The following is a 22,572-nucleotide window of genomic DNA, read 5'->3' as shown; positions in this document are numbered from 1 at the left end:
TCCCGTTCGACAAGGAACCACCTTCATGACCAAGCGCATCGTCGTCACCGGCATCGGCGCCACGTCCGCCATCGGCGGGACGGCTCCCGAGAACTGGACCAACCTCCTCGCCGGGGTGTCCGGCACCCGCACGATCGAGCACGACTGGGTGCAGCAGTACGAGCTGCCCGTCACGTTCGCCGCCTCGGCGATCGTCCGCCCCGAAGAGGTGCTGCCGCGCCACGAGGCCAAGCGCCTGGACCCGTCTTCGCAGTTCGCGTTGATCGCGGCACGCGAGGCCTGGGCCGACGCCGGTTCCCCCGAGGTCGCCCCCGAGCGCCTCGGCGTCGACTTCGCGACCGGCATCGGCGGCCTGTGGACCCTGCTGGACGCGTGGGACACGCTGCGCGAGAAGGGACCGCGCCGCGTCATGCCGCTGACGGTCCCGATGCTCATGCCCAACGCTGCCGCGGGCAACCTCTCGCTGCAGTTCGAGGCCCGCGCCTACGCGCAGACCGTGGTGAGCGCCTGTGCCTCGAGCACCGAGTCCCTCATCCACGCCTTCCACCACCTGCAGGAGGGTCTCGCCGACGTCGTGATCGCCGGCGGCACCGAGTCCGCGATCCACCCCATCACGATGGCGGCGTTCGCCTCCGCGCAGGCCCTCTCCCGCCGCAACGACGACCCGGCCCACGCATCGCGTCCGGGCGCGATCGACCGCGACGGCTTCGTGATGGGCGAGGGAGCGGCCGCGCTGATCCTCGAGACTGAAGAGCACGCCAAGGCTCGCGGCGCCAAGATCTACGGCTACATCCTGGGCGGCGGCGTCACGGCCGACGCCTACCACATCACGGGCAACGACCCGGAGGGCAACGGCGCGGCCCGTGCGGTCACGCAGGCTCTCGAGGAGGCCGGCATCACGGCCGACCAGGTCACGCACATCAATGCCCACGCCACCTCGACGCCGGTGGGCGACCCGAACGAGTACACAGCTCTCAAGAAGGTCTTCGGCGACCGGATCGATGAGATCCCGGTGTCGGCCACCAAGGCGTCGACCGGGCACCTGCTCGGCGGCACCGGCGCGCTGGAGGCGATCTTCTCGATCCTCGCGCTGCGCGACCGGGTCGCCCCTCCGACGATCAACATGACGGAGCCCGACCCCGAGGTCCCGTTCCGCCTGTCGGGAGAGCCGATGCCCCTGGGCGACGGACCGCAGATCGCGATCAGCAACTCCTTCGGCTTCGGCGGACACAACGCGGTGCTCGTGGTGGGCAGCGCCGACTGACGACCCCGTACGACACGACGAGGCCCCCGGGACGTCCCGGGGGCCTCGTCCTGTCTCGACGGACCCGGCTCAGCCGTTCGAGACGGCGAGCCGCTGCGACCGGGCCCTGCGGCGCCGCTCGATGCGGGGAAGGAACCAGCCGATGAGCGGACCGACGCCGAACGCGAAGAGCACGGTCCCCACACCCACCGGGCCGCCCAGCAGGAATCCGATGAGGAGCACCGAACCCTCGATCACGGTCCTGGCGAGCCAGACCGGCCATCCGGTGGTCCGGACGAGACCCGTCATCAGTCCGTCCCGCGGGCCGGGACCGAAGTCGGCGGCGATGTAGAGCCCGGTGGCGAAGGCCAGCAGCACGAGTCCGAACACGAACATGGGCGCGCCAATCCACACGTTCGGCGGGGAGGGCAGTGCCAGCAGCGCGAGGTCGGCGCTGGGGCCGATCAGGAGGGCGTTGAGCAGGGTGCCGAGACCGACGCGCTGGCGCAGGGGGATCCACAGCAGCAAGACCACGATCGACACCAGCACGGTGACGGCGCCGTAGCCGAGGCCGCTCCGTCCCGCGACACCGAGCGCGAGCACGTCCCACGGCGCCACACCGATGCCCCCGCGGACCATGAACGCCAGCGCGATGCCGTAGAGCATCAGTCCGATGACGAGCTGGACCAGGCGCTCCGCGAGGTCGCGAGGGCTCGTGGCGCGGACGGGCAGGAGGATGGAGCGCAGGAGCATCTCTCCATCGTGGAACGACGGGAGCCGCGGTCGCCGAGACCACTGCGACAAAAGTGGCCTGCGTATAGCAGTCCACTTTTGCGGCAAGCTGGAGTCATGTCCTCACGACTCGTGGAACAGCTCGGAGCGCGCAGCGTCGCCGGCGCCTCGGCCACCGCTCTGGCCCGCCAGATCACCGCGCTCATCCTCGACGGCCGGCTCACGGTGGGGGAACGACTGCCCAGCGAGCGAGCTCTCGCGGTCGAGCTGCGCCGCTCCCGCTCGACCATCACGCGCGTGTACGGCCTGCTGGAGGCGGACGGCTACGTCACGCGCCACCACGGCGGCAGCACCCGGGTTGCACTCCCCCACGGCCCCGCGCTGCCGGGACAGGACGGCGACGGCGACGCGATCGACCTCTCCATCGCCTCGATGGACTCCACCCCCGGGCTGTACGACGCGACCGTGCGCTCACTCCCGCGACTCGCGGCGCTGCGCGGCACGAGCGGCTACTCGCTGCAGGGGCTTCCGGAGCTGCGCGAGGCGCTCGCGCAGCGCTTCACGGAACGCGGGGCCGACACCACCGCGGACGAGATCATCGTGACGTCCGGAGCGCTCAACGCCGTGAACCTGATCCTCACCGCGATCGGGCGTCGGGGCGAACGCGCACTCGTGGAACAGCCCACCTTCCCCCACGCGCTCGAAGCCCTCCATCGGCACGGCTACCGCCTGGTGCCCACGCCGGTCGACACGGACGGCTGGGACACCCGCCACGTCACGGACACGCTGCTCAGCGCGCGCCCCCACGTCGCCTACCTCATCCCCGACTTCCACAACCCGACCGGTGCCACCCTTCCGCAGGAGGAGCGCTCCCGCATCGCCGCCACCGCGCGCCACGTGGGAACCCATCTGATCGTCGACGAGACCACAGCCGAGCTCGACATCGACCGCGGCTGGGCTCCTGTCCCCCTCGCCGCGGAGGGACCGCACGTCATCACCGTCGGCTCGATGTCGAAGATCGCGTGGGGCGGGATGCGCATCGGGTGGATCCGGGCCGAGCGTTCCGTGATCGCGCGCCTGCTCGCCGTCCGCCCCTCGTTCGAGCTGGGCACCGCGCTGCTCGAGCAGTGCATCGCGGTCGAGCTGCTGCGCGACATGCCTGCACTCGGCGCGCACGTGCGCAGCCGGCTCACGGCGGGACGCGCTGCCGTCGCCGAGGGCCTCACGCACCTGCCCGGCGTGCGGATGCCGAGCACCCCGGGCGGCCTGTCGGCCTGGATCGATCTGGGCGCGCCGGTCTCGACGGCGTTGTCGCTCGCCGCCCGCGAGCAGGGCCTGATCCTGCCCCCAGGGCCGCGCTTCACGACCGGCGGGGTGCTGGAGCGGCGGCTCCGCATCCCGATCACCCTTCCGCCGGAGCGCACGGCGGAGGCGATGGCCCGTCTCGCCCTGGCGTGGGGCGACCTGGTGGGAGGCGGCCGTCAGCCCGCGGCGGAGATGCGCCACGCGGCTGTCATCTGACGACGAAGACCCCGCCGCGTCGTCCGTGGCGGGGTCTTCGTCGAGCGGAGCGAGGATACGTCTTCTCAGCGTCCGGGATCACTCACCGGAATCCGATACTCACGCCTCCCGCGCCCCCGGTCTGCGGGCCGGTCAACCGACCTTGTGGAGCCAGACGACGCGCGCATCGTCACTGGCGTGGCGGAACGGTTCGAGCTCCTCGTCCCAGGCGGAGCCGAGCGCGATGTCCAGCTCGCGCTGCAGCTCGACGGCGTTCCCTGCGGCGATCTCCATCGCGTAGCGGATGCGGTCCTCGCCGATCACGATGTTGCCGGCGGCGTCGGTCTGCGCGTAGTGGATGCCGAGATCCGGAGTGTGCAGCCAGCGTCCGCCGTCACTGCGGGGCGTCGGGTCTTCCGTGACCTCGAAGCGCAGGTGCTCCCAGCCGCGGATCGCGGTCGCGAGCGCAGCACCCGTGCCGACGGGGCCGTCCCAGTAGAACTCGGCGCGCCGGGCGCCGTCGAGGACCGGCTGCTCCGTCCAGTCGAAGTTCACCGCACGCCCGATAGCGCGACCGACCGCCCATTCCAGGTGCGGGCAGAGCGCGCGAGGCGCCGAGTGGATGAACACCACTCCGCGTGCGTAAGCCGTCGCCATGATCTCTCCGTTTCATCAGGTGCGTCTTCCCCTACGACCTGACCCACGAAGTGGCGAGAGTATGCGGTTGTGCGCCCATTCTCGCGGAGTTCCGCATAAATCACAAGCGTGTGATTCCATGACGAAGGCCCCGGTCGAGCGACCGGGGCCTTCGTCGTATCAGCGGAGGATCACGCCTCGCTCATGGCCTGCTTGACCTGCTGGCCCTTGGCGGCGTAGTACGCGGCGCGCGCCGCGTCCTTGCGCGCCTGCTCGGCGTAGCCGAACTCCAGCACGTCCTGCGGGACCTCGACGTTCGGGACGTCGTCGGTGCCGTGGTACTTCTCGATGTAGGCGTCGAGCTCGGGGCCCGAGGTCCACGACGTGATCAGGCAGTAGCGCGGGTCGGTGCCGTTGTGGGTGGCGGCATGCCACAGGCGCTGTGTGTCCACGATCAGCTGCGCGCCGGCCGGCAGTGCGATGCGGTACTCGATGCTCGGGTCGGTGCGGTTCTCGCGCAGGACGAAGTAGCTGTCCTTGTCGTCGGTGAGGTTGAAGAAGCCGCGGACGACCCAGCCGGTCCCGTCCGGGTTCAGGCGGTTGTTGTCGTCCTGGTGCAGGTTGTACAGGCAGTCGCCGTACGGGGTGGGCTGCAGCTCGATGATGCGGCACCGACCGACGTTGGCACCCGGCTCCTGCGCGCGACGCGTCAGGTTCGGCGCCTTCGCGACCTGGGAGTCGATCCAGACGCCGTCCTTGTCGGTGCGCGGCGGCTTGTGGTTCCAGAAGCCGTTGCACTCGATGTCGCCGAAGGCGCTGGCGAGGGGCGCGAACCGGGTGTCGCCCGAGGACTTCCAGTCGTTGTACTCGACGTCCAGCCACTCCTTGGGGTCGGCCTCCTGGTCGTAGCTGTCGAGGACGACGAAGCCCTTCTCCTCCAGCGCTGCGGACTTGATGTATCCCATGATCGAGTCATGTTCCTTTCATCGGGGGCCAGCACGTTTTAACAGGCCCTGATAAGGCAAGCCTAACAGCGGGGCTCGCCGCCTCCCCGGAGGGCGGCCGTGCATAACCCGAATAGACTGGGCGGGGCGTCGAGCGCGTTCTCGGCGCCCGTCGCAACGGGAGGATCAGACACCAGCATGAGCACCGCGACCAACGTCGAGGCGACAGCAGTCAACACGATCGAATGGCTCGCGGCGGGACGCACGACCATCGTCGTCCCCGTGTATCAGCGGCAGTACCGGTGGGACATCGGCGGCTGCGAACGGCTCCTGTCCGACGTCCGCGCGGTCGCGGCGGAAGACGACGCCCACCGTCACTTCCTCGGCTCCATCCTCTCCGCGCAGGACGGCAGCGGCGAGGACGCCGACCTCATCCTGATCGACGGACAGCAGCGGATCACCACGCTCATGCTCCTCGTCGCCGCCCTGCATCACGCGGTCCGCGACACCGATCCGGCCCTCGCCGCCGAGCTCTCCCGCGTGCTCGTCCTGGCGGACGCTCCCGGACGCACCAAGCTCCGACCCCACGACGCATGGGCCGAGCTGTACGAGTCCGTCGTCCTCGACCGCCGCGACGACCTCGACCGCGAGTCGCGGTTCGACGACAACTACGCGTTCTTCCGCAGCCAGATCCACGTCGACGAAGTGCCGCTGATCTGGCGGGGGCTGCAACGCCTGGAGCACGTGTCGATCACGCTGGGTCCCCGTGCCAACGCGCAGCAGATCTTCGAGAGCCTCAACTCCACCGGCGAGCCGCTGCGCGACCACGAGCTCATCCACAACTACATCCTGATGGGCCTGAGCCACGCCGAACAGCTCGACGTCGAGTCGCGCTTCTGGCTGCCCATCGAACAGCACACCGGCGAGGCGATCGGCGCGTTCTGGCGCCACTACCTCGTCATGGTCACCGGCCGAGAGGTTGCGGCGAACGGCGAGCACGGCGTGTACAGCGCGTTCCGCCAGTCGTTCCCGCGCGTCGACGTCGCGCACCTCCAGGCCGATGCCGCGAACTGGCGGCACTTCGCCGAGCTCTACGGCATCCTGCTCGACCCGTCGCGGGAGCCCGACCTCGAGATCGCGCGGCAGCTGCGGGCCGTCAACACGTTCGGACGCTCGTCGTATCCGCTGGTGCTCAACGCCTACAGCGACCACGTCCGCGGACGCATCGACCGAGCCGAGTTCCTGCAGACGCTCGAGTGGCTGCAGGCCATGTACCTCCGCCGCGTGCTGGTGAATCTGCCGACCGAGCGCCTGATCGCGCGGCTCTGCCGGGCGCGCGCGAACGGTCAGGAGGCGCTTGCCCGCGCGATCGCCCGCATCACGCCGTCGGACGAGCGTGTGAGCGCCGTCCTGAAGTACAGCGAGCTGCCCTACCCCGCCTACGTGCTCGGGCGACTCGAAGGCGTCGACGAGGTCGAGGGCTTCGATGTCGAGCACATCGTCCCGGCCGTCCCCGGTGACGCGTGGTCGGGCGACGGCGTGCGTCCGTGGAGCGAGTACAGCGAGGACGAGCAGAACAGCCACCGCGCGCTCGCTCCCACGCTGGGCAACCTCACGCTGCTCGAGCAGGGGCTGACCGAGCGCGTGTTCGGAGCATCGTTCCCGGTCAAGCGCGACGAGGCCTACGCGCGCAGCACCGTGCCGGCCACGCGAGAGCTGACCGCCGCTGCGGCCTGGGGCACCGCCGCCATCACGGCCCGCACGGTCGCGCTGACGACCGAGCTGCTGCGGATCTGGGCCCGCCCTGCCCTGCCGGAGATCGACGACGACGGCCTCACCCCGATCCTCGACGCCGTCCGCCGGCGCGGCTGGCCGGCCGGCTGGGAGCGCGAGTTCGACTACGTCGAGTACCGCGGAGAGCGCTGGGAGGTCTACGACGTCAAGCACCTCTTCAACCGCGTGTTCCGGCGTGCGTGGACCGACACCCGTGAGGCGGCCGTCGCGTACTGCGCCGCGCACGGCGGCCCCATCTACGACGCCCAGGCGTGGAAGGGCCAGTGGGACCGGCTCGACGACGAGCACTCGCTGTACATGGGGTGGGACTCGAACTACATGATGACCGCGGTGCAGGGCGTGCTGGAGGAGTCCGGGCTCGCCTCCGAGGTCTTCGTCAAGTACTCCTACATCGGGAACGTGATGTGACATGACCACCACCGTCCGCCGCCGCCTGCTCGACCTGACCGTCGACGAGCACACCCTGACCGTGCCGCTCGTGTGGGACGACCCCGCCGACCCGCGCAGCATCGACGTGTTCGCCGCGGTGGTCGCGCGCGAGGGCGGAGAGCAGCTGCCGTACCTGGTCTTCCTGCAGGGCGGCCCGGGGCACGAAGCGCCGCGGCCGTTCCACTCCTCCACCGCCCCGGCGTGGCTCGACCAGGCGCTCGCGCACTACCGGGTCGTGCTGCTCGACCAGCGGGGCACCGGTCGTTCCACCCCCGTCGGCGACGACGACCTCGCTCAGGGAGCCGACGCGGTGGCCGAGCACCTGACCCACCTGCGCGCCGATGCGATCGTGCGCGACGCCGAGGCGATGCGCGAGCACCTGGGTGCCACCACCTGGAGCGTGCTGGGTCAGTCGTTCGGCGGGTTCACCACGCTCGCCTACCTGTCGACCGATGCCGGGTCGCTGCGCGACGTGTTCATCACCGGCGGCCTCAGCACCGTCGAGCGGCACCCCGACGAGGTCTACGCGCTGTGCTACGACAAGATGCGCATGGCCTCCGAGCGCTACTACCGCCGATTCCCCGAGCACCGCGACACCATGCGCCGTCTGATCGACCTCGCCGACGAGGGCCGCATCGTCCTGCCGGACGGCGAGGTCGTCTCGCGCTCGCGCCTGCGCTCGGTCGGCTCCGCGCTCGGCACCGACGACGGATGGCAGACGGTGTGGTCGCTCCTGGAGCGCGACCCCTCGTCGAACGCCTTCCGGTACGACCTGATGCACGCCATGCCCTTCGGCGGCCGCAATCCGCTGTACTACGTGTTCCATGAGTCGAGCTATGCGAGCGGCCATGCGACCCGGTGGTCGGCCGAGCGCGTCGAACCCGCCGACTTCCAGGACGATCCCACGCTGTTCACGGGCGAGCACATCCGCCGCGAGTGGACCGACACGGTTCCGGCGCTGCGGCCGTGGCGAGAGGTCACTCTGGCCCTGGCCGAGCACGCCTGGCCGCAGATCTACGACCCCGCGGCGATCACCGCCTCGGGTGCGACGGGAGCCGCCGCCGTGTACGTGCATGACGTGTACGTGCCGCTCGAGTTCTCACTCGAGACCGCGCGACTGCTCCCCGGGGTATCCCTGTGGGTGACCAGCGAACACGAGCACAACGGCTTGCGGACGGGCCAGGTGCTCTCCCGCCTGATCGACCTCGCCGCGGGTCGACGCCTGCGCTGACGCCCCACGGCGACACTGCAGCCGCCTATCCTGGGGGCATGCGAGACGTCATGGCGTGGGCGACGGTCGCGCTGGTCCTGGTCACGGGTCCCGCGCTGCTGATCGCCGGGATGCGACACACGTTCTCGCGCAAGCCGGTCGACGAGAAGTACGAGCACGCGACCGGCGGCGGGCTCGTCGGCGCATTCGACAGCGTGTGGTCCCCCTCTGCTCACGAAGCCGGCCAGGAGCGCGATCGGCAGACACGGCGCACCGCCCCCGCCCCCTCCCCGGGCGACCCGCCCGACCGCATCCGCGGCACCAGGATCATCATCGACCTGTGACGGGCGCCGGGCATGACGAAGGCCCCGCGTTCCGAGGAACGCGGGGCCTTCGTCGGGGGCCCTTACTTGGAGGAGCCGCCGAAGCCCTTGAAGCGCTGGTTGAACTTCTCGACGCGACCGGCCGAGTCCATGATGCGCTGCTTGCCCGTGTAGAAGGGGTGCGAAGCCGAGGAGATCTCGACGTCGATCACCGGGTACTCCACGCCGTCCAGCTCGATGGTCTTGTCGCTGGTGACGGTGGAACGGGTGAGGAAGGTCTCGCCCGAGCCGAGGTCGCGGAACACGACGGCCTGGTAGTCGGGGTGAATGTCAGTCTTCATGGGATTCCTTAGTTGCTGCCCTGGATTGTGCCAGGGACGAGGGAAGTCTGCGGTGCAGAGAGCACCAAGGGTCGATTCTATCAGATGCCGCGTCAGGACGCGGCGCGGGCGGCGTAGCGGCCACCCTCCTGAGACAGCGTGATCGGCATCCCGAACGCGGCCGTCAGCGACTCGCTCGTGAGCGACTCCTCGATCGGTCCCGCCGCGACGACGACGCCGTCACGCAGCAGCAGCACGTGCGTGAAACCGACCGGGATCTCCTCCACGTGGTGCGTCACCATCAGCATCGCGGGCGTCGACGGCGCCGAGGCGTACCCGCCGAGCAGGGCGAGCAGCTCCTCGCGCGAGCCGAGGTCGAGCGAGGCCGTCGGCTCGTCGAGCAGCAGCAGCTCCGGGTCGGTCATGACGGCGCGCGCGATCTGGACACGCTTCTGCTCGCCGTCGCTGAGCGTGCCGAACGTGCGGTCGGCGAGGTGATCCAGACGCCAATCGCGCAACACGCGGAGGGCGCGGCGCTCATCGATGTCCTCATAGCTCTCGTTCCACCGGCCGAGCACCGAGTACGCGGCCGTGAGCACCGTGTTGAGCACGGTCTCGTCACGCGGAACCCGCTTGGCCATCGCGGAGGAGGCGAACCCGATCCGGGGGCGGATCTCGAACACGTCGGTGCGACCGAGCGTCTCGCCCAGCACGGTGACCGTGCCGGCCGTCGGGTGCATGAGCGTGTCGGCCAGCTGCAGCAGCGTGGTCTTGCCCGCGCCGTTCGGCCCGAGGATCACCCATCGCTGATCGTCGGCGACCTGCCAGGTCACGTGATCGATGATGTTGCGCCCCTCTCGGCGCACGACGACGTCAGCGAAATCCAGAGCGATCGGCATGCGGCCAGCCTATCGGCTCAACGGATCAGCTCCGCGTAGAGCGCGCGGGTCGCTTCCGCGATCGCGGTCCAGCTGAACTGGGTCCGCGCCCGCTCCCGTCCGGCTTCACCGTATGCGCGGGCGCGCTCCGGATCCGTCGCGACCTCGGTCAGCACGGCGGCCAGGTCGGCGACGAAGCGCTCCGGGTCGATCGGGGTGCCCGTGCCGTCCTGCACCTGCTCGATCGGCACCAGGCGGCCGGTCACGCCGTCGTCGACCACCTCCGGGATCCCACCCGTGGCCGTGCCGACGACCGCGGCGCCGCACGCCATCGCCTCCAGGTTCACGATGCCCAGCGGCTCGTACACCGAGGGGCACACGAACGTGGTCGCTGCGGCGAGGATGGCCGACAGCTCGTCGCGGGGGAGCATGCGCTCGATCCAGATGACGCCCTCGCGAGTCTGCTGCAAAAGCCGCACCCCCTCCTGCACCTCGGCCATGATCTCCGGGGTGTCCGGGGCGCCGGCGCACAGCACCAGCTGCACCTCCGGCGGCAGGAGCCGGGCCGCCTGGAGCAGGTACGGCAGTCCCTTCTGCCGGGTGATCCGCCCGACGAACACCACGGACGGGCGAGCGGGGTCCATGCCGATCGACTCCAGGAACGCGGCGTCCTCGACCGGCCGCCAGCGCTCCACATCGATGCCGTTGTGGATCACCCGGACACGCGCGGGGTCCACCCCGGGATAGCTGCGCAGGATGTCGGCGCGCATCCCCGCGCTCACCGCGACGACGGCGGCCGCGTTCTCGTACGCCAGCTTCTCGATCCCGCTCGACACCGCGTAGCCGCCGCCGAGCTGCTCCGCCTTCCACGGTCGCAGCGGCTCCAGGCTGTGCGCGGTCAGCACGTGCGGGATGCCGTGCAGCTGCGAGGCGAGGTGACCGGCGAAGTTCGCGTACCAGGTGTGGCTGTGCACGAGGTCGGCCCCGCCGATCGCGGCGACGATCTCGAGGTCGGTGCCCAGCGTCTGCAGCGCCGGGTTCGCGCCGGCAAGTCCGGTCGGCGTGCGGTACGCGAACGTGCCCTCCTCCTCGCGCGGCGCACCGAAGGCTCGGACCGTCACATCGATGCTCTCGCGCAGGGCGGCGACCAGCTCAGCCACGTGCACTCCGGCGCCGCCGTAGATCTCCGGCGGGTACTCCTTGCTGATCATCTCGACTCGCATGCCTAGACGCTAGCGACCGGCTTGTCCAGACGCTAGTTTCCCCGGCGCGGCGGCATCTATGGTGGAGCCATGTCCGCTCCAAAGAAGGTCTTCGGGATCATCCTCGCCGGCGGCGAGGGCAAGCGACTCATGCCGCTGACAGGGGATCGTGCGAAGCCTGCCGTGCCGTTCGGCGGCCAGTACCGCCTGATCGATTTCGCCATCTCCAACCTGATCAACTCGGGCCTGCGTCAGATCGTGGTGCTCACCCAGTACAAGTCCCATAGCCTGGACCGGCACATCTCGCAGACCTGGCGGATGTCGGCACTGCTCGACTCGTACGTCGCCTCCGTCCCCGCGCAGCAGCGACTGGGCAAGCGCTGGTTCTCCGGCTCGGCCGACGCGATCCTGCAGAGCATGAACCTGATCAACGACGAGAAGCCGGACATCGTCGTGGTGATCGGCGCCGACCACGTCTACCGCATGGACTTCCGCCAGATGCTCGAGGCGCACATCGAGTCGGGCGCCAAGGCCACCGTGGCCGGCATCCGGCAGCCACTCGCCCTCGCCTCGCAGTTCGGCGTGATCGACGCGGACCCGGAGTCCGGACGGATCCGGCAGTTCCTCGAGAAGCCGACCGACGCGACCGGTCTCGCGGACTCCCCCCACGAGGTCCTGGCCTCGATGGGCAACTACATCTTCGATGCGGACGCCCTCATCGCCGCCGTCGAGGCGGACGGCGAGTCCCCGACGTCGAGCCACGACATGGGTGGCGACATCGTGCCGTACTTCGTCGACCGCGGCGAGGCCGGCTACTACGACATGAAGCAGAACGACGTCCCCGGCTCGTCGCCGCGCGACCGCTCCTACTGGCGGGATGTGGGGACGATCGACTCGTTCTTCGACGCGCACCGTGATCTGATCTCGACGCTGCCCGTGTTCAACCTCTACAACATGGAGTGGCCGATCCACTCGCAGGCGGTGAACTCGCCGCCTGCGAAGTTCGTGCGCGATTCCGTCGGCCGCATCGGCAACGCGATCGACTCGATCGTGTCCCTCGGCTCCGTCCTGTCCGGCACGCACCTCGAGCGGAGCGTGGTGGGACCGTGGACCCTGGCCGGTGGCGGTTCGACCATCACCGACTCCGTCGTGTTCGATCATGTGCACGTCGGGCAGGGCGCACGCGTGCACCGGGCGATCCTCGACAAGAACGTCGTCCTCGCGGACGGCGCGACGGTCGGTGTGGACCGTGAGCGAGACCTCGCGCGCGGCTTCACCGTGACGGAGTCGGGCATCACCGTGGTCGGCAAGGGCGTCTTCATCGAGCGCTGAGCCGTCACGCCGTCCGGGCCCGTGCGCCCGCATCGCTAGGCTCGGAGGGTGACCTCCGCGCGCTTCCTCGTCGTCCTCGATGCCGATTCCACGCTCATCCGCAACGAGGTGATCGAGCTCCTCGCCGACGAGGCCGGTCGCCGCGCGGAGGTGCAGGCCGCCACCGAGGCCGCGATGCGGGGCGAGATCGACTTCGCATCCAGCCTCCGCTCCCGCGTCGCCGCACTGGAGGGGGTGCCGGTGTCGGCGTTCGAGCGCGTCCGCGCCCGCATCGAGCCGACCCCGGGCGTCCGCGAGCTCACCGCCGCCGTGCACGCGCGCGGTGGCGTGGTGGGCGTCGTGTCCGGCGGGTTCCACGAGATCCTCGACCACATCGCTCCCGAGCTCGGCGTCGACCGGTGGCGCGCCAACCGGCTCGAGGTCGCGGACGGCGTGCTGTCCGGTCGCGTCGACGGCGACATCGTCGATGGGCAGGCCAAGGCGTCCTGGCTGCAGACCTGGGCGGATGAGCTCCGGGTCCCGCGGCGAGCCACCATCGCCATCGGTGACGGGGCGAACGATCTGCCCATGATGGCCGTCGCCGGACTCGGACTCGCGTTTAACGCGAAGCCGGCCGTCCGGGAGGCCGCGAGCCTCGTCGTCGCCACGCAGGATCTCGCCGAGGTCATCCCTCTCCTGCCGTGAGGGCGGTGGTGGATGTCGGCGGCCAGCGCTAGCGTCGCCGCATGGACATCATCCTCATCCCCGGACTCTGGCTCGACGCGCGCAGCTGGGACGACGTGATACCGGCGCTGGAGCAGGCAGGACACCGCACCCATCCGCTCACCCTTCCCGGTCTCGGGGCTTCCGGTCCGGCCGCCTCCGACATCGGCATGGCGGAGTGGGTGGCCGCGGGCGTGGCCGCCGTCGATGAGGTCGAGGGCGACGTGGTCGTCGTCGGTCACAGCGGAGGCGGCAATGTGGCCTGGGGAGTCGCCGACGCGAGGCCCGAGCGCGTGCGGCGCGTGATCTTCGTCGACACGGTGCCGCCGCCGCCCGGTTCGGGCATCAATGAGTTCGAGGTCGTCGACGGTGCCGTCCCGTTCCCCGGGTGGGACTTCTTCCCCGACGAGGATGTGCACGACCTCGACGACGCGACACGGGCCCGCACGGTCGGGCTGACGCAGAGCGTGCCGGGACGCGTGCCCGCGGACGAGATCCAGCTCGAGAACCCCGCGCGCCACTCCGTGCCGGTGACGCTGCTCATGGGCGGGCTCGACGAGGAGGCGTTCGAGGCGACGATCGCACAGTGGGGTGCATACGCGGAGGAGTTCCACGCCATCGCCGACGCCGAGGTCGTGCGCATCGGGTCCGGCCACTGGCCGCAGTTCTCGGTTCCGCAGCGCCTGGGTGAGCTGCTGGTCGCCGCCGTCGCCCGGTGAGTCCGACGTGCGGACGGGTCGGAGCCCGGGCCTCTCAGCGCGTCAGTGGCCCATCCCGAGGCCGCCGTCGACGGGGATGACGGCACCCGAGATGTAGGCGGCATCATCGCTCGCGAGCCAGGTGACCACACCCGCGACCTCATCCGCCGTCGCGAACCTTCCGGCGGGAATGCTGGCCTGGTACTGCTTCTGCGTCTCCTCCGGGAGCTCCGCGGTCATGTCGGTCTCGATGAACCCGGGCGCGACGACGTTGGCGGTGATGCCGCGGGCCCCGAGCTCGCGCGTGATCGACCGGGCGAAGCCGACCAGGGCGCTCTTCGACGCTGCGTAGTTGACCTGACCGGCGGAGCCGTAGAGCCCGACGACGCTGGAGATGAGGATGATGCGTCCGAACCGTGCGCGCAGCATGCCCTTCGACGCACGCTTGACGACGCGGAAGGTGCCGCCGAGGTTGGTGGCGACCACGCTGTCGAAGTCGTCCTCGCTCATGCGCAGCAGGAGGGTGTCCTTCGTGATCCCGGCGTTGGCCACCACGACCTCGACCGGGCCGAGCTGCTGCTCGACCTCGGTGAACGCGGCATCGAGGGACGCGGCATCGGTGACATCGGCGCGCACCGTGAGCGTGCCCTCCGGACCCTCGCCGCTGCGGGCGGTGACGGCCACGCGGTACCCCTCTCGCACGAAGCGCTCGGCGATGGCGCGGCCGATGCCGCGGTTGCCTCCGGTGACGAGGACGACGCGGTCAGCACTCATGGGGGCACTCCTGCTCTGGTCGGGGGTCGGGTTTCCGAGCCGTGAACGATCCTAGCGACTGCAGCGAGCGTGCCCCGGGCGGAATCGGGGCGCCGCCGAGCCCGCACCGGCGTAGGCTGGAAGCATCGTGAAGAACGCACGTCGAGTCCCGGCCGTCACCTCTCTCCCCCAGTCTCCCGGGGACGAGAGCGACCACCGCGTGCGCCGCTACGCGCTCACGATGACGATCCGCGTCGTGTGCTTCGGCCTGATGTTCTTCGTGCAGCCGTTCGGGTGGTACACGTGGGTGTTCGCCCTGGCCGCCGCTGTGCTGCCCTACATCGCCGTGGTGTTCGCCAATGCGGGAAGCGACAGCACGGAGACCTCCGCCGAGTCGCCGTTGCAAGAGCTCGATGCGGCTCCCGGTCCTCCGCCTGTGCAGGAGGCGAACCCCGGCGTCTTCACGATCCGCGAAGGCCGCGCGGAGCAATGACCGATCTGATCTGCTCGCGCGCCGGATGCCGGAGCGCGGCGACCAGCCAGGTCGTGTGGCGCAATCCCCGCATCCACGCCCCCGACCGCGAGAAGATCTGGCTGGCGTGCCCCGAGCACGTGGACTTCCTCCGCGACTATCTGGCCGCCCGTGACTTCCCCGTGACCGTGAGAGACGGTGTGCCCTCGTGAACAACCGCCTGACCCGCTGGGGCGTCTACACCCTGATCGCGATCGGGTTCGCGATCGCCTGCGCCTTCCTGTCGCACTGGCAGTTCGAGCGCAACGAATCGCGGGCCGAGCAGATCGCGCTGGTCGAGCAGAACTACGACGCCCCCGCGGTGCCCCTCACCGAGGTGCTGGGCGACGACGACGTGCTCGATCCCGACGACGAGTGGCGGCCGGTCACGCTGCAGGGCGAGTACCTCGCCGACGAACAGCTGCTCGTGCGCAACCGCCCGCACGGGGGCACGAGCGCCTTCGAGGTGCTGGTGCCGTTCCGCGATGTCGACGGTCGCGTGCTGATCGTCGACCGGGGGTGGGTTCCGCCGGGCGAGGGTGACGTGCCGGACGCCATCCCCGCCCCACCGTCCGGCGAGGTCACGGTCACGGTGCGCCTTCGACCCGGCGAGCCGCTTCCCGCCTCCGGTCGCGGCGCGCCGGAGGGCCAGGTGCCCACGATCCATCTGCCGTCGATCTCCGAGACCATCGACGGTGGCGCCCTCACCGGCGCTTACGGGCGACTGGTGTCGGAGGACCCGGCGGGCTCGGGAACCCTCGGCGGCTTCGAGTCGCCCACCGACGATCCCGGTCCGCACCTGTCGTACGCGATCCAGTGGATCCTGTTCGCGATCATGGGGTTCATTTTCATCGGCTACATCATCCGCACCGAGATCGTGAAGCACCGCGAGGAGCTCGAGGGGAAGCCGGCACCCGTGAAGGCGCCGCGCCGGCGCGACCGCGACGCCGACGTCGAGGACGAGCTGCTCGACGCCCGCTGAGCCCGAGTGCCGCGCGCTCAGGTGCCGGTCGTACCGCTCACGTGCCGTCCCCAGCCGCCCGGTGCCACCTCGTACACGATCCGAGTGTGCCGTCGATCGGTCGCCCCCTGCCAGAACTCCACCCGCGAGGGCTGCAGGCGCCACAGCCCCCAGTCCCCGGCGGCGACCCCGTCCCGCGCGGCCGGAGACCGTGCGGCCAGGTCGGCCGCGCTCTCCGCGGGCGTCGCCTCCCGCACCGGCCCGCGGAGCCGCACCGCCCGGGCGAGCGGCTGCCACCAGAAGTTCAGTGCCGCCACGGCGTGCACGGCGAGCTGGACGCCCTTGCCCGACGAACGAGGCCCCGCGAACGCCCATCCGCGGGCGTCCGCATCCTTGAGGAGGAGCGTGCGCGCATCCGGCATGCCGTCGCGATCGACCGTCGCCAGGGTGGCGGCGTGCGGCTCCGGCACCCCCTGATCGGCAGCGAGCCGGATCCACGAGAGGAACAGCGGCAGGGGCTCCGCCGGGAGCGCGGCGACGTCGACCGGTCGCCCGCGACCGGTGAGCGCCGGCCGGCTCCGCAGCCATGCGCGCATGTCGGACGGATGGTTCGGCGCGGGCGTGCTCATGCTCCCGATGATGTCACGCCGTCGCTCGGGCCGCGCCGGGTCAGGCGAGCTCGATGAGCTCCTGGTACTCCTGGTTCCAGATGTCCTCGACGCCGTCCGGGAGGATGAGCACCCGCTCCGGGTTGAGCGACTGCACCGCTCCGGGGTCGTGCGACACGAGCACCACGGCGCCCTCGTAGTGCGCGAGCGCCCCGAGGATCTCCTCGCGCGACGCCGGGTCGAGGTTGTTGGTCGGCTCGTCGAGCAGCAGCAGGTTGGCCGACGAGACCACGAGCGTGGCGAGCGAGAGGCGGGTCTTCTCCCCACCGGACAGCACCCCGGCGGGCTTCAGGACATCGTCGCCGGTGAACAGGAACGAGCCGAGCACCTTGCGCGCCTCCGTCTCGGTGATGTGCGGAGCGGCGGAGACCATGTTCTCCAGCACCGAGCGGGAGACGTCGAGGTTCTCGTGCTCCTGCGCGTAATAGCCCACCTTGAGGCCGTGCCCCGGCTCGAGCTGGCCCGTGTCGGGCTGGTCGACCCCGGCGAGCATCCGCAGCAGCGTCGTCTTCCCTGCGCCGTTGAGTCCGAGGACGACCACCTTCGAGCCGCGGTCGATCGCGAGGTCGACATCGGTGAAGATCTCCAGCGAGCCGTAGGACTTCGACAGCCCGGACGCCATGAGCGGGGTCTTGCCGCAGGGGGCAGGCTTCGGGAACCGCAGCTTCGCGACCCGGTCCTCCTGCCGCACCTCGTCGAGTCCGGCGAGCAGCTTCTCGGCGCGCGCGATCATCTGGTGCGCGGCCGCGGCCTTCGACGCCTTGGCGCCGAAGCGCGCGGCCTGCTGCTGCAGCGTCGTCGCCTTCTTCTCCGCGTTCGCGCGCTCCTTCTTCCGGCGCTCCTCGTCGGCGGCGCGCTGGCGCAGGTAGTTCTTCCAGTTCATGTTGTAGATGTCGATGACCTGGCGGTTCGCGTCGAGATAGAACACGCGGTTCACGGTCTCCCCCACGAGCTCGACGTCGTGGCTGATGACGATCAGGCCGCCCTTGTAGTTCTTCAGGAACTCACGAAGCCACACGACGCTGTCGGCGTCGAGGTGGTTGGTCGGCTCGTCGAGGATCATCGTGTCGGCGTCGGAGAACAGGATGCGCGCCAGCTCGATGCGCCGACGCTGACCGCCCGACAGCGTCGAGAGCGGCTGGTCGAGGATGCGGTCCGGCAGCGAGAGGTTGTGCGCGATCGACGCGGCCTCCGCCTCCGCGGCGTACCCGCCCTGCGCCTCGAACCGCTCCGTGAGCGTGGCGTAGCGCTTCATGGCCTTCGCCGCGACCGCCGGGTCGTCCGAGCCCATCGCGAGCGACGCCTCCGTCATGCCGAGGTTCAGCTGACCGAGGCCGCGCGCGTCGAGGATGCGCGTGCGCGCGAGGTCTTCGGGGTTCCCGGAACGCGGGTCCTGCGGCAGGTAGCCGAGCTCACCCGATCGGGTGACCGAGCCTCCGGAGGGCAGCACATCCCCCGCGAGCACCTTGGTGAGCGTGGTCTTGCCGGCGCCGTTGCGCCCGACCAGTCCGATCTTGTCTCCGTCGCCCACGCGGAACGACACGTTCTCCATCAGCAGGCGCGCGCCAACGCGGATCTCGAGGTCGTGCACGGCAAGCACAGCGGACGTCCGTTCCTTCGGGGTGGGTGAGCGGCCGATCGGCCAGCCTCCCAGTATATGCCGCCCGGAGAGCCTCACCGCCCGGCAAGATCCCTCCCGAGAGTGAGAGCCGGAATACCGCAGAGGGATGCCCGCTGCGCGACCGCCCGCCTACCGTGCAGGAGTGGACATCCTCAACGAGCTCATCATGCAGGCGATCGCCTCCCCCTGGCTGTACCTGGTGCTGTTCGCCGTCACGGTGATCGACGGGTTCTTCCCGCCCGTGCCGAGCGAGACCGTGCTCGTCGCCGCGGCCGCCGTCGCCGCATCCACCGGCGACGGAAACCTGCTTCTCCTGGGGCTCGTCGCGGCGGTCGGTGCCGCCATCGGCGACAACCTCGCCTTCCTGATCGGACGCCGGCTGGGCACCTCACGATTCGCCTGGATGCGGCGGCCGAGGGTGGTCACGGCCTTCGCATACGCCCAGCGCGCGCTCGATCGACGCAGCGCCACGCTCATCCTCGGCGCGCGGTACATCCCCGTCGGTCGCGTCGCGGTGAACATGTCCGCGGGTGCGCTGGGCTTCCCCTGGCGCCGGTTCCTGCCGCTGAGCCTCATCGCGGGCGCGAGCTGGAGCATCTTCAGCCTCGCGATCGGGCTGCTCGCCGGTGCATGGATCAAGGACCAGCCCCTGCTCAGCGCCCTGCTCGGCATCGGCGTGGCCCTGGTGATCGGTGTCGTGGTCGACCGGATCGCCGCCGCCCGTCGTCGCCGTGCGCCCGTGGCCCACCTGGCAGGATGAGAGTCATGGCACGCCGCCGAGCCCGACCCCCGCGCGCGCCGCGGATGAACCGCCGCACCACCGCCCTCGCGGCGCTGTATGCGGCGGTCGTCGTGCTCTACGCGCTGCTCGTGCCCCTGCAGACCGTGCTCTCCGGCACCCCCCTGCCGCTGACGTTCCTCGTCGGCGCGGCGCTGTGCGGAGCGCCGCTCGTCGCCCTCGCCCGACCGCGCACGGCCATCGCGCTGTTCACCGCCGCGACCTTCACCCTGCCGCTCCTCGTGGTGCCCGCGCAGGCCATCCAGTCGCCGTGGCCCTGGTCGGTGCCCGCGCTGCTCACCTTCCTCCTGTTCGTGGGCGTCGTGACTTTCGTGCACGGCGCGCGCCTCGGAGCCGTCGCCCTCGTGCTCGGGGCCCTCACGTCGCTCACGGCTCCGCTGCTGCGCGTCGACATGGTCGCCAGCGACGCGTCAGCGGGGAGTGCGACCGCCGATCTCATCGTGACGTCGTCGCTCGCCGCGGCCATGTACCTCATCGCGGTGCTCGTCGCCGGACGGGTCCGCGTGGCCCAGGAGCTCACGCGTGAGCGGGAGCACAGCGCGCTGGAGGAGTCGCGCCGCGCGCTCGTCGAGGAGCGCACGCGGATCGCACGCGAGCTCCACGACGTGGTGGCGCACAGCATGTCGGTCATCCAGGTGCAGGCGTCGACCGCGCGGTACCGGCTGCCCGGGCTCGACGACGCCGCGACGGCCGAGTTCGAGGACATCGCCGCGACCGCCCGCACCTCGCTCACGGAGATGCGACGCATGCTGGGGGTGCTGCGCACGGAGGACCAGCACGCCGAGCTCGCCCCGCAGCAGGGTCTCGACGACATCCCCGCGCTCGTGGACAGCATCCGCCGCGCCGGCGTCGAGGTGGGGCTCGTGATGGAGGGCGCGGACGCCGCGTCCGCCGCGGAGCCCACCGTGCAGATCGCCGCGTTCCGCATCGTGCAGGAGGCGCTGAGCAACGCCGTCCGTCACGCGCCGGGGGCCCGTGTCACGGTGCGCGTGCACGGGGACTCGGCGGCGCTGCGGCTCGTCGTGCAGAACGCCGCGCCGCCGCGACCGCCGGAAGCCCACCCCGGCGGCTACGGGCTGCGGGGAATGCGCGAGCGCGCGGAGATCCTCGGCGGCAGCCTCTCCGCCGGCCCCACGGACGACGGCGGCTGGCGCGTCGAGGCGACCCTTCCCCTGGCCAACGGCTCGACCCCGACCACCGCCGACCACGGCATGACGGCAGCCCCACCGGCCGCAGCAGACGAGGAGACCCCGTGACGATCAGCGTGCTCATCGCCGACGACCAGGCGATGGTCCGTGCGGGTTTCGCCGCCCTTCTCGACGCCCACGACGGGATCCGCGTGGCCGGACAGGCCGCGAACGGCGCCGAGGCCGTGGCGCTGTCTGCACGGCTCGATCCGGACGTGATCCTGATGGACGTGCGGATGCCGGAGCTCGACGGCATCGAGGCCACGCGCCGCATCCTCGGCACGTCGTATCCCGCCGCTCACGTGCCGCGCATCCTGATGCTCACGACGTTCGACATCGACGACTACGTCTACGACGCGCTGGAGGCGGGCGCGAGCGGCTTCCTGCTCAAGGACGCCCTGCCCGAGCAGCTCGTGCACGCGGTGCGGGTGGTCGCGGGCGGCGACGCCCTGCTGGCTCCGAGCGTCACCCGCCGCATGATCGAGCAGTTCGCCGGACGACGCCCGCGCGCCCCCCGCTCCGCGACCGTGCTGGCGGAGCTGACCGATCGCGAGCGCGAGGTGCTGGTGCTGATCGGTCGCGGCCGGTCGAACTCCGAGATCGCCACGGACCTCTTCATCGCGGAGCAGACCGTGAAGACGCACGTGGGCAAGGTGCTGTCCAAGCTCGGCCTGCGCGACCGCGTGCACGCGGTGATCCTCGCCTACGACACGGGCCTGGTCGAGCCGTCGTCCTGACTCCCCCCACGGTAGGGGTCTGATCGACACCGCAGGGTGATGCCGCCGCGGACACCCCGTCCCTAGCCTCCGAGGACACCGTTCCGAGGAGGACCCATGGCCATCGTCCAGGCGCTGCCCGCCGCCGCTCCCCCGCCCGCGCCGTCCGCACGACGCGACACCGGCATCGACTTCATCCGCGCGCTCTGCGTGCTCGGCGTGGTGGTGCTGCACGCCATCATGGTGGGCGTCACGGTGGCCGACGGCGCCCCGGTGTTCGAGAACGCGAGCGACGGCACGGGATGGATCGCACCGCTCAGCTGGGTGCTGCAGGTCATGCCGCTGTTCTTCGTGATCGGAGGGTTCTCCGGGCTGCTCGCCTCCCGTCGGCTGCGGGCGAGGGGCGCGAGCACCCTCGACTTCCTGACCGCACGGGTACACCGGCTGCTGCGTCCCGCAGTCATCACGGTCGCCGCGGTCGGCGTGGCACTGGCCGTCCTGACGCTCCTCGGCGTCCCGGCCGAGCTGATCGCGGTCGCGGGCTTCCGCTACGGGCAGCCCCTGTGGTTCCTCGGGGTCTTCCTGCTGTGCCAGCTGCTGCTGCCCGCCCTGGCGGCCCTCCACGAGCGTGCTCCGCTGCGCACGATCGGAGCGCTCGCGGCCGCCTCAGTCGCGGTGGATGCGCTACGCGGCGTGACCGGCGTGGCAGGACTGGGGTTCCTCAACCTCGCCTTCGTCTGGCTCACGCTGCAGCAGCTCGGATTCTTCCTCGCCGACGGGCGCATCGACGCCCTCGCCCGCCGCACCCGGGTCGCCGTCACCGCGGGCGCCGGAGTGCTCCTCACCGTGCTCTTCGTCGCCGGCGTGTACTCCCCCGACCTCATCGCCAACATCAACCCGCCCACCGCCGCGCTCCTGCTGGTCGGCGTGGTCCACACGGGCCTGCTGTCCCTGCACCGCGAGCGGATCGCCCGGGCGAGCAGCACCGCCGCGGCGGCCGCGTTCACGCGATTCGTCACCCGCCGCACGATGACGATCTACCTGTGGCACATGCCCGTGCTGCTGGCGATGGCCGGCGTGACCGCAGTCGTCGCCCTCGGCACCGGTGCCGCTCTCCCGGCGCTCGACGGCCCGGAGTGGTGGCTGACACGCCCGCTGTGGCTGCTGTCGGCGCTGGCCCTGACCGCAGGGGTGGCCGTCGCCGTCGACCGCTTCGAACGACAGCCGGCGCCGACGGGCACCCGATCGTCCGGGCGGCTGGTCTCGGCCGGGCTGCTCGGGCTCGGCGGCGTGGTGCTGCTGCTGGTCGTGGGCACGTCCGTCACGACCGCGGTCGTGGCCGTGGCCCTGCTGATGGCCGCGCTGCGCCTCGCCAGGGCGGCCGAACCGGTGCCAGCGCTCGCGGTCGGGTGA

General features: G+C 70.8%; 24 protein-coding genes. 15 read left to right on the top strand and 9 right to left on the bottom strand.

Features of this window, described 5'->3' with window-relative positions:
• Positions 1–25 precede the first annotated feature (25 nt).
• Positions 26–1,264, top strand: a complete 1,239-nt coding sequence (locus KZC56_RS16080) for a beta-ketoacyl-[acyl-carrier-protein] synthase family protein (RefSeq protein WP_136030217.1) — start codon at positions 26–28, stop codon at positions 1,262–1,264.
• Between the two features lie 69 nt (positions 1,265–1,333).
• Here KZC56_RS16080 and yczE read toward each other — a convergent pair whose 3' ends face one another.
• A complete protein-coding gene (gene yczE / locus KZC56_RS16075; protein WP_136030215.1) occupies positions 1,334–1,996 on the bottom strand; it encodes a membrane protein YczE in 663 nt (220 codons plus the stop codon).
• 96 nt (positions 1,997–2,092) lie between these two features.
• Between yczE and yczR the strand changes: the two genes are divergently transcribed.
• A complete protein-coding gene (gene yczR / locus KZC56_RS16070; protein WP_247639000.1) occupies positions 2,093–3,496 on the top strand; it encodes a MocR-like transcription factor YczR in 1,404 nt (467 codons plus the stop codon).
• A 132-nt stretch (positions 3,497–3,628) separates the two neighbouring features.
• On the opposite strand, the gene KZC56_RS16065 is transcribed toward yczR, so the two are convergent.
• Together KZC56_RS16065 and KZC56_RS16060 are read right to left on the bottom strand one after the other, a co-directional pair.
• Positions 3,629–4,132 carry a DUF3145 domain-containing protein gene (locus KZC56_RS16065; protein ID WP_136030211.1) on the bottom strand — a complete coding sequence of 168 codons (504 nt, stop codon included), beginning with the start codon at positions 4,130–4,132 and terminating at the stop codon, positions 3,629–3,631.
• 170 nt (positions 4,133–4,302) lie between these two features.
• The gene (locus KZC56_RS16060) at positions 4,303–5,076 is read right to left on the bottom strand and encodes a hypothetical protein (protein ID WP_136030209.1); all 774 of its coding nucleotides are present in this window, start codon (positions 5,074–5,076) and stop codon (positions 4,303–4,305) included.
• A gap of 177 nt (positions 5,077–5,253) precedes the next feature.
• On the opposite strand from KZC56_RS16060, the gene KZC56_RS16055 reads away from it, so the two are divergent.
• Genes KZC56_RS16055 through KZC56_RS16045 form a run of 3 tightly spaced genes read left to right on the top strand, consistent with a single transcriptional unit; the run spans position 5,254 to position 8,832 of the window.
• Positions 5,254–7,257, top strand: coding sequence for a DUF262 domain-containing protein (locus KZC56_RS16055; RefSeq protein ID WP_247638999.1), 2,004 nt, complete (start codon positions 5,254–5,256; stop codon positions 7,255–7,257).
• 1 nt (position 7,258) lies between these two features.
• Positions 7,259–8,509: an alpha/beta fold hydrolase gene (locus tag KZC56_RS16050; protein ID WP_247638998.1), complete on the top strand. Its 1,251-nt coding sequence runs from the start codon at positions 7,259–7,261 to the stop codon at positions 8,507–8,509.
• Positions 8,510–8,547: 38 nt separating this feature from the next.
• Positions 8,548–8,832: a hypothetical protein gene (locus KZC56_RS16045; protein ID WP_247638997.1), complete on the top strand. Its 285-nt coding sequence runs from the start codon at positions 8,548–8,550 to the stop codon at positions 8,830–8,832.
• Positions 8,833–8,894: 62 nt separating this feature from the next.
• Here KZC56_RS16045 and KZC56_RS16040 read toward each other — a convergent pair whose 3' ends face one another.
• From KZC56_RS16040 to glgA, 3 genes are all read right to left on the bottom strand, one after another.
• The gene (locus KZC56_RS16040) at positions 8,895–9,152 is read right to left on the bottom strand and encodes a type B 50S ribosomal protein L31 (RefSeq protein WP_047520045.1); all 258 of its coding nucleotides are present in this window, start codon (positions 9,150–9,152) and stop codon (positions 8,895–8,897) included.
• 92 nt (positions 9,153–9,244) lie between these two features.
• Complete coding sequence (locus KZC56_RS16035) at positions 9,245–10,030, bottom strand: ABC transporter ATP-binding protein (RefSeq protein WP_136036170.1); 786 nt, start codon at positions 10,028–10,030, stop codon at positions 9,245–9,247.
• A gap of 17 nt (positions 10,031–10,047) precedes the next feature.
• Positions 10,048–11,232, bottom strand: a complete 1,185-nt coding sequence (gene glgA, locus KZC56_RS16030) for a glycogen synthase (RefSeq protein WP_136036171.1) — start codon at positions 11,230–11,232, stop codon at positions 10,048–10,050.
• A gap of 69 nt (positions 11,233–11,301) precedes the next feature.
• Here glgA and KZC56_RS16025 point away from each other — a divergent pair, with 69 nt between their 5' ends.
• From KZC56_RS16025 to KZC56_RS16015, 3 genes are read left to right on the top strand one after another with little or no spacing between them, the layout of a single operon-like run.
• On the top strand, positions 11,302–12,543 hold the full coding sequence (locus KZC56_RS16025; protein ID WP_136030197.1) for a glucose-1-phosphate adenylyltransferase: 1,242 nt from the start codon (positions 11,302–11,304) through the stop codon (positions 12,541–12,543).
• Between the two features lie 48 nt (positions 12,544–12,591).
• The gene (gene serB / locus KZC56_RS16020; protein WP_206251168.1) at positions 12,592–13,227 is read left to right on the top strand and encodes a phosphoserine phosphatase SerB; all 636 of its coding nucleotides are present in this window, start codon (positions 12,592–12,594) and stop codon (positions 13,225–13,227) included.
• A gap of 41 nt (positions 13,228–13,268) precedes the next feature.
• Positions 13,269–13,964 (top strand): alpha/beta fold hydrolase, encoded by a 696-nt coding sequence (locus KZC56_RS16015; RefSeq protein WP_206251167.1) that lies wholly within the window; start codon positions 13,269–13,271, stop codon positions 13,962–13,964.
• Between the two features lie 42 nt (positions 13,965–14,006).
• Here the strand turns inward: KZC56_RS16015 and KZC56_RS16010 are convergent, their stop codons facing one another.
• Complete coding sequence (locus KZC56_RS16010; RefSeq protein ID WP_136030190.1) at positions 14,007–14,717, bottom strand: beta-ketoacyl-ACP reductase; 711 nt, start codon at positions 14,715–14,717, stop codon at positions 14,007–14,009.
• A gap of 127 nt (positions 14,718–14,844) precedes the next feature.
• Here KZC56_RS16010 and KZC56_RS16005 point away from each other — a divergent pair, with 127 nt between their 5' ends.
• Genes KZC56_RS16005 through KZC56_RS15995 form a run of 3 tightly spaced genes read left to right on the top strand, consistent with a single transcriptional unit; the run spans position 14,845 to position 16,189 of the window.
• Positions 14,845–15,189, top strand: coding sequence for a DUF3099 domain-containing protein (locus tag KZC56_RS16005; protein ID WP_206251166.1), 345 nt, complete (start codon positions 14,845–14,847; stop codon positions 15,187–15,189).
• Positions 15,186–15,380 (top strand): hypothetical protein, encoded by a 195-nt coding sequence (locus KZC56_RS16000; protein ID WP_136030186.1) that lies wholly within the window; start codon positions 15,186–15,188, stop codon positions 15,378–15,380. Before KZC56_RS16005 ends, KZC56_RS16000 begins: the two co-directional genes overlap by 4 nt.
• Positions 15,377–16,189 carry an SURF1 family cytochrome oxidase biogenesis protein gene (locus KZC56_RS15995; RefSeq protein WP_136036174.1) on the top strand — a complete coding sequence of 271 codons (813 nt, stop codon included), beginning with the start codon at positions 15,377–15,379 and terminating at the stop codon, positions 16,187–16,189. The genes KZC56_RS16000 and KZC56_RS15995 overlap by 4 nt, the downstream gene beginning before the upstream one ends.
• Before the next feature lie 17 nt (positions 16,190–16,206).
• Here the strand turns inward: KZC56_RS15995 and KZC56_RS15990 are convergent, their stop codons facing one another.
• Both KZC56_RS15990 and KZC56_RS15985 read right to left on the bottom strand, forming a co-directional pair.
• Positions 16,207–16,797: a pyridoxine/pyridoxamine 5'-phosphate oxidase gene (locus KZC56_RS15990; RefSeq protein WP_247638996.1), complete on the bottom strand. Its 591-nt coding sequence runs from the start codon at positions 16,795–16,797 to the stop codon at positions 16,207–16,209.
• A gap of 40 nt (positions 16,798–16,837) precedes the next feature.
• Positions 16,838–18,436 carry an ABC-F family ATP-binding cassette domain-containing protein gene (locus KZC56_RS15985; RefSeq protein WP_136030182.1) on the bottom strand — a complete coding sequence of 533 codons (1,599 nt, stop codon included), beginning with the start codon at positions 18,434–18,436 and terminating at the stop codon, positions 16,838–16,840.
• Positions 18,437–18,599: 163 nt separating this feature from the next.
• Between KZC56_RS15985 and KZC56_RS15980 the strand changes: the two genes are divergently transcribed.
• The 4 genes from KZC56_RS15980 to KZC56_RS15965 all read left to right on the top strand — a co-directional run bounded on the left by KZC56_RS15980 (position 18,600) and on the right by KZC56_RS15965 (position 22,572).
• Positions 18,600–19,217 carry a DedA family protein gene (locus KZC56_RS15980; RefSeq protein ID WP_247638995.1) on the top strand — a complete coding sequence of 206 codons (618 nt, stop codon included), beginning with the start codon at positions 18,600–18,602 and terminating at the stop codon, positions 19,215–19,217.
• Between the two features lie 5 nt (positions 19,218–19,222).
• Positions 19,223–20,512, top strand: a complete 1,290-nt coding sequence (locus KZC56_RS15975) for a sensor histidine kinase (RefSeq protein WP_247638994.1) — start codon at positions 19,223–19,225, stop codon at positions 20,510–20,512.
• Positions 20,509–21,180 (top strand): response regulator, encoded by a 672-nt coding sequence (locus KZC56_RS15970; RefSeq protein WP_247638993.1) that lies wholly within the window; start codon positions 20,509–20,511, stop codon positions 21,178–21,180. The genes KZC56_RS15975 and KZC56_RS15970 overlap by 4 nt, the downstream gene beginning before the upstream one ends.
• Positions 21,181–21,276: 96 nt before the next feature.
• Positions 21,277–22,572, top strand: coding sequence for an acyltransferase family protein (locus KZC56_RS15965; protein ID WP_136030175.1), 1,296 nt, complete (start codon positions 21,277–21,279; stop codon positions 22,570–22,572).

This window comes from Microbacterium sufflavum (genome assembly GCF_023091155.1).
Lineage (GTDB): Bacteria > Actinomycetota > Actinomycetes > Actinomycetales > Microbacteriaceae > Microbacterium > Microbacterium sufflavum.
This window is presented reverse-complemented; position numbering and strand designations above follow the sequence as displayed.

What these genes read in the sequence shown, in the direction of transcription:
- KZC56_RS16065 (WP_136030211.1), bottom strand. Translation starts at nt 4,132, where the DNA reads ATGGCGACGGCTTACGCACGCGGAGTGGTGTTCATCCACTCGGCGCCT.
- KZC56_RS16055 (WP_247638999.1), top strand. Translation starts at nt 5,254, where the DNA reads ATGAGCACCGCGACCAACGTCGAGGCGACAGCAGTCAACACGATCGAA.
- KZC56_RS16040 (WP_047520045.1), bottom strand. Translation starts at nt 9,152, where the DNA reads ATGAAGACTGACATTCACCCCGACTACCAGGCCGTCGTGTTCCGCGAC.
- KZC56_RS16000 (WP_136030186.1), top strand. Translation starts at nt 15,186, where the DNA reads ATGACCGATCTGATCTGCTCGCGCGCCGGATGCCGGAGCGCGGCGACC.
- KZC56_RS16015 (WP_206251167.1), top strand. Translation starts at nt 13,269, where the DNA reads ATGGACATCATCCTCATCCCCGGACTCTGGCTCGACGCGCGCAGCTGG.
- KZC56_RS16060 (WP_136030209.1), bottom strand. Translation starts at nt 5,076, where the DNA reads ATGGGATACATCAAGTCCGCAGCGCTGGAGGAGAAGGGCTTCGTCGTC.
- KZC56_RS16025 (WP_136030197.1), top strand. Translation starts at nt 11,302, where the DNA reads ATGTCCGCTCCAAAGAAGGTCTTCGGGATCATCCTCGCCGGCGGCGAG.
- KZC56_RS15965 (WP_136030175.1), top strand. Translation starts at nt 21,277, where the DNA reads ATGGCCATCGTCCAGGCGCTGCCCGCCGCCGCTCCCCCGCCCGCGCCG.
- KZC56_RS16035 (WP_136036170.1), bottom strand. Translation starts at nt 10,030, where the DNA reads ATGCCGATCGCTCTGGATTTCGCTGACGTCGTCGTGCGCCGAGAGGGG.
- KZC56_RS16045 (WP_247638997.1), top strand. Translation starts at nt 8,548, where the DNA reads ATGCGAGACGTCATGGCGTGGGCGACGGTCGCGCTGGTCCTGGTCACG.
- KZC56_RS16050 (WP_247638998.1), top strand. Translation starts at nt 7,259, where the DNA reads ATGACCACCACCGTCCGCCGCCGCCTGCTCGACCTGACCGTCGACGAG.
- yczE (WP_136030215.1), bottom strand. Translation starts at nt 1,996, where the DNA reads ATGCTCCTGCGCTCCATCCTCCTGCCCGTCCGCGCCACGAGCCCTCGC.
- yczR (WP_247639000.1), top strand. Translation starts at nt 2,093, where the DNA reads ATGTCCTCACGACTCGTGGAACAGCTCGGAGCGCGCAGCGTCGCCGGC.
- KZC56_RS16010 (WP_136030190.1), bottom strand. Translation starts at nt 14,717, where the DNA reads ATGAGTGCTGACCGCGTCGTCCTCGTCACCGGAGGCAACCGCGGCATC.
- KZC56_RS15975 (WP_247638994.1), top strand. Translation starts at nt 19,223, where the DNA reads ATGGCACGCCGCCGAGCCCGACCCCCGCGCGCGCCGCGGATGAACCGC.
- KZC56_RS15990 (WP_247638996.1), bottom strand. Translation starts at nt 16,797, where the DNA reads ATGAGCACGCCCGCGCCGAACCATCCGTCCGACATGCGCGCATGGCTG.
- KZC56_RS16080 (WP_136030217.1), top strand. Translation starts at nt 26, where the DNA reads ATGACCAAGCGCATCGTCGTCACCGGCATCGGCGCCACGTCCGCCATC.
- glgA (WP_136036171.1), bottom strand. Translation starts at nt 11,232, where the DNA reads ATGCGAGTCGAGATGATCAGCAAGGAGTACCCGCCGGAGATCTACGGC.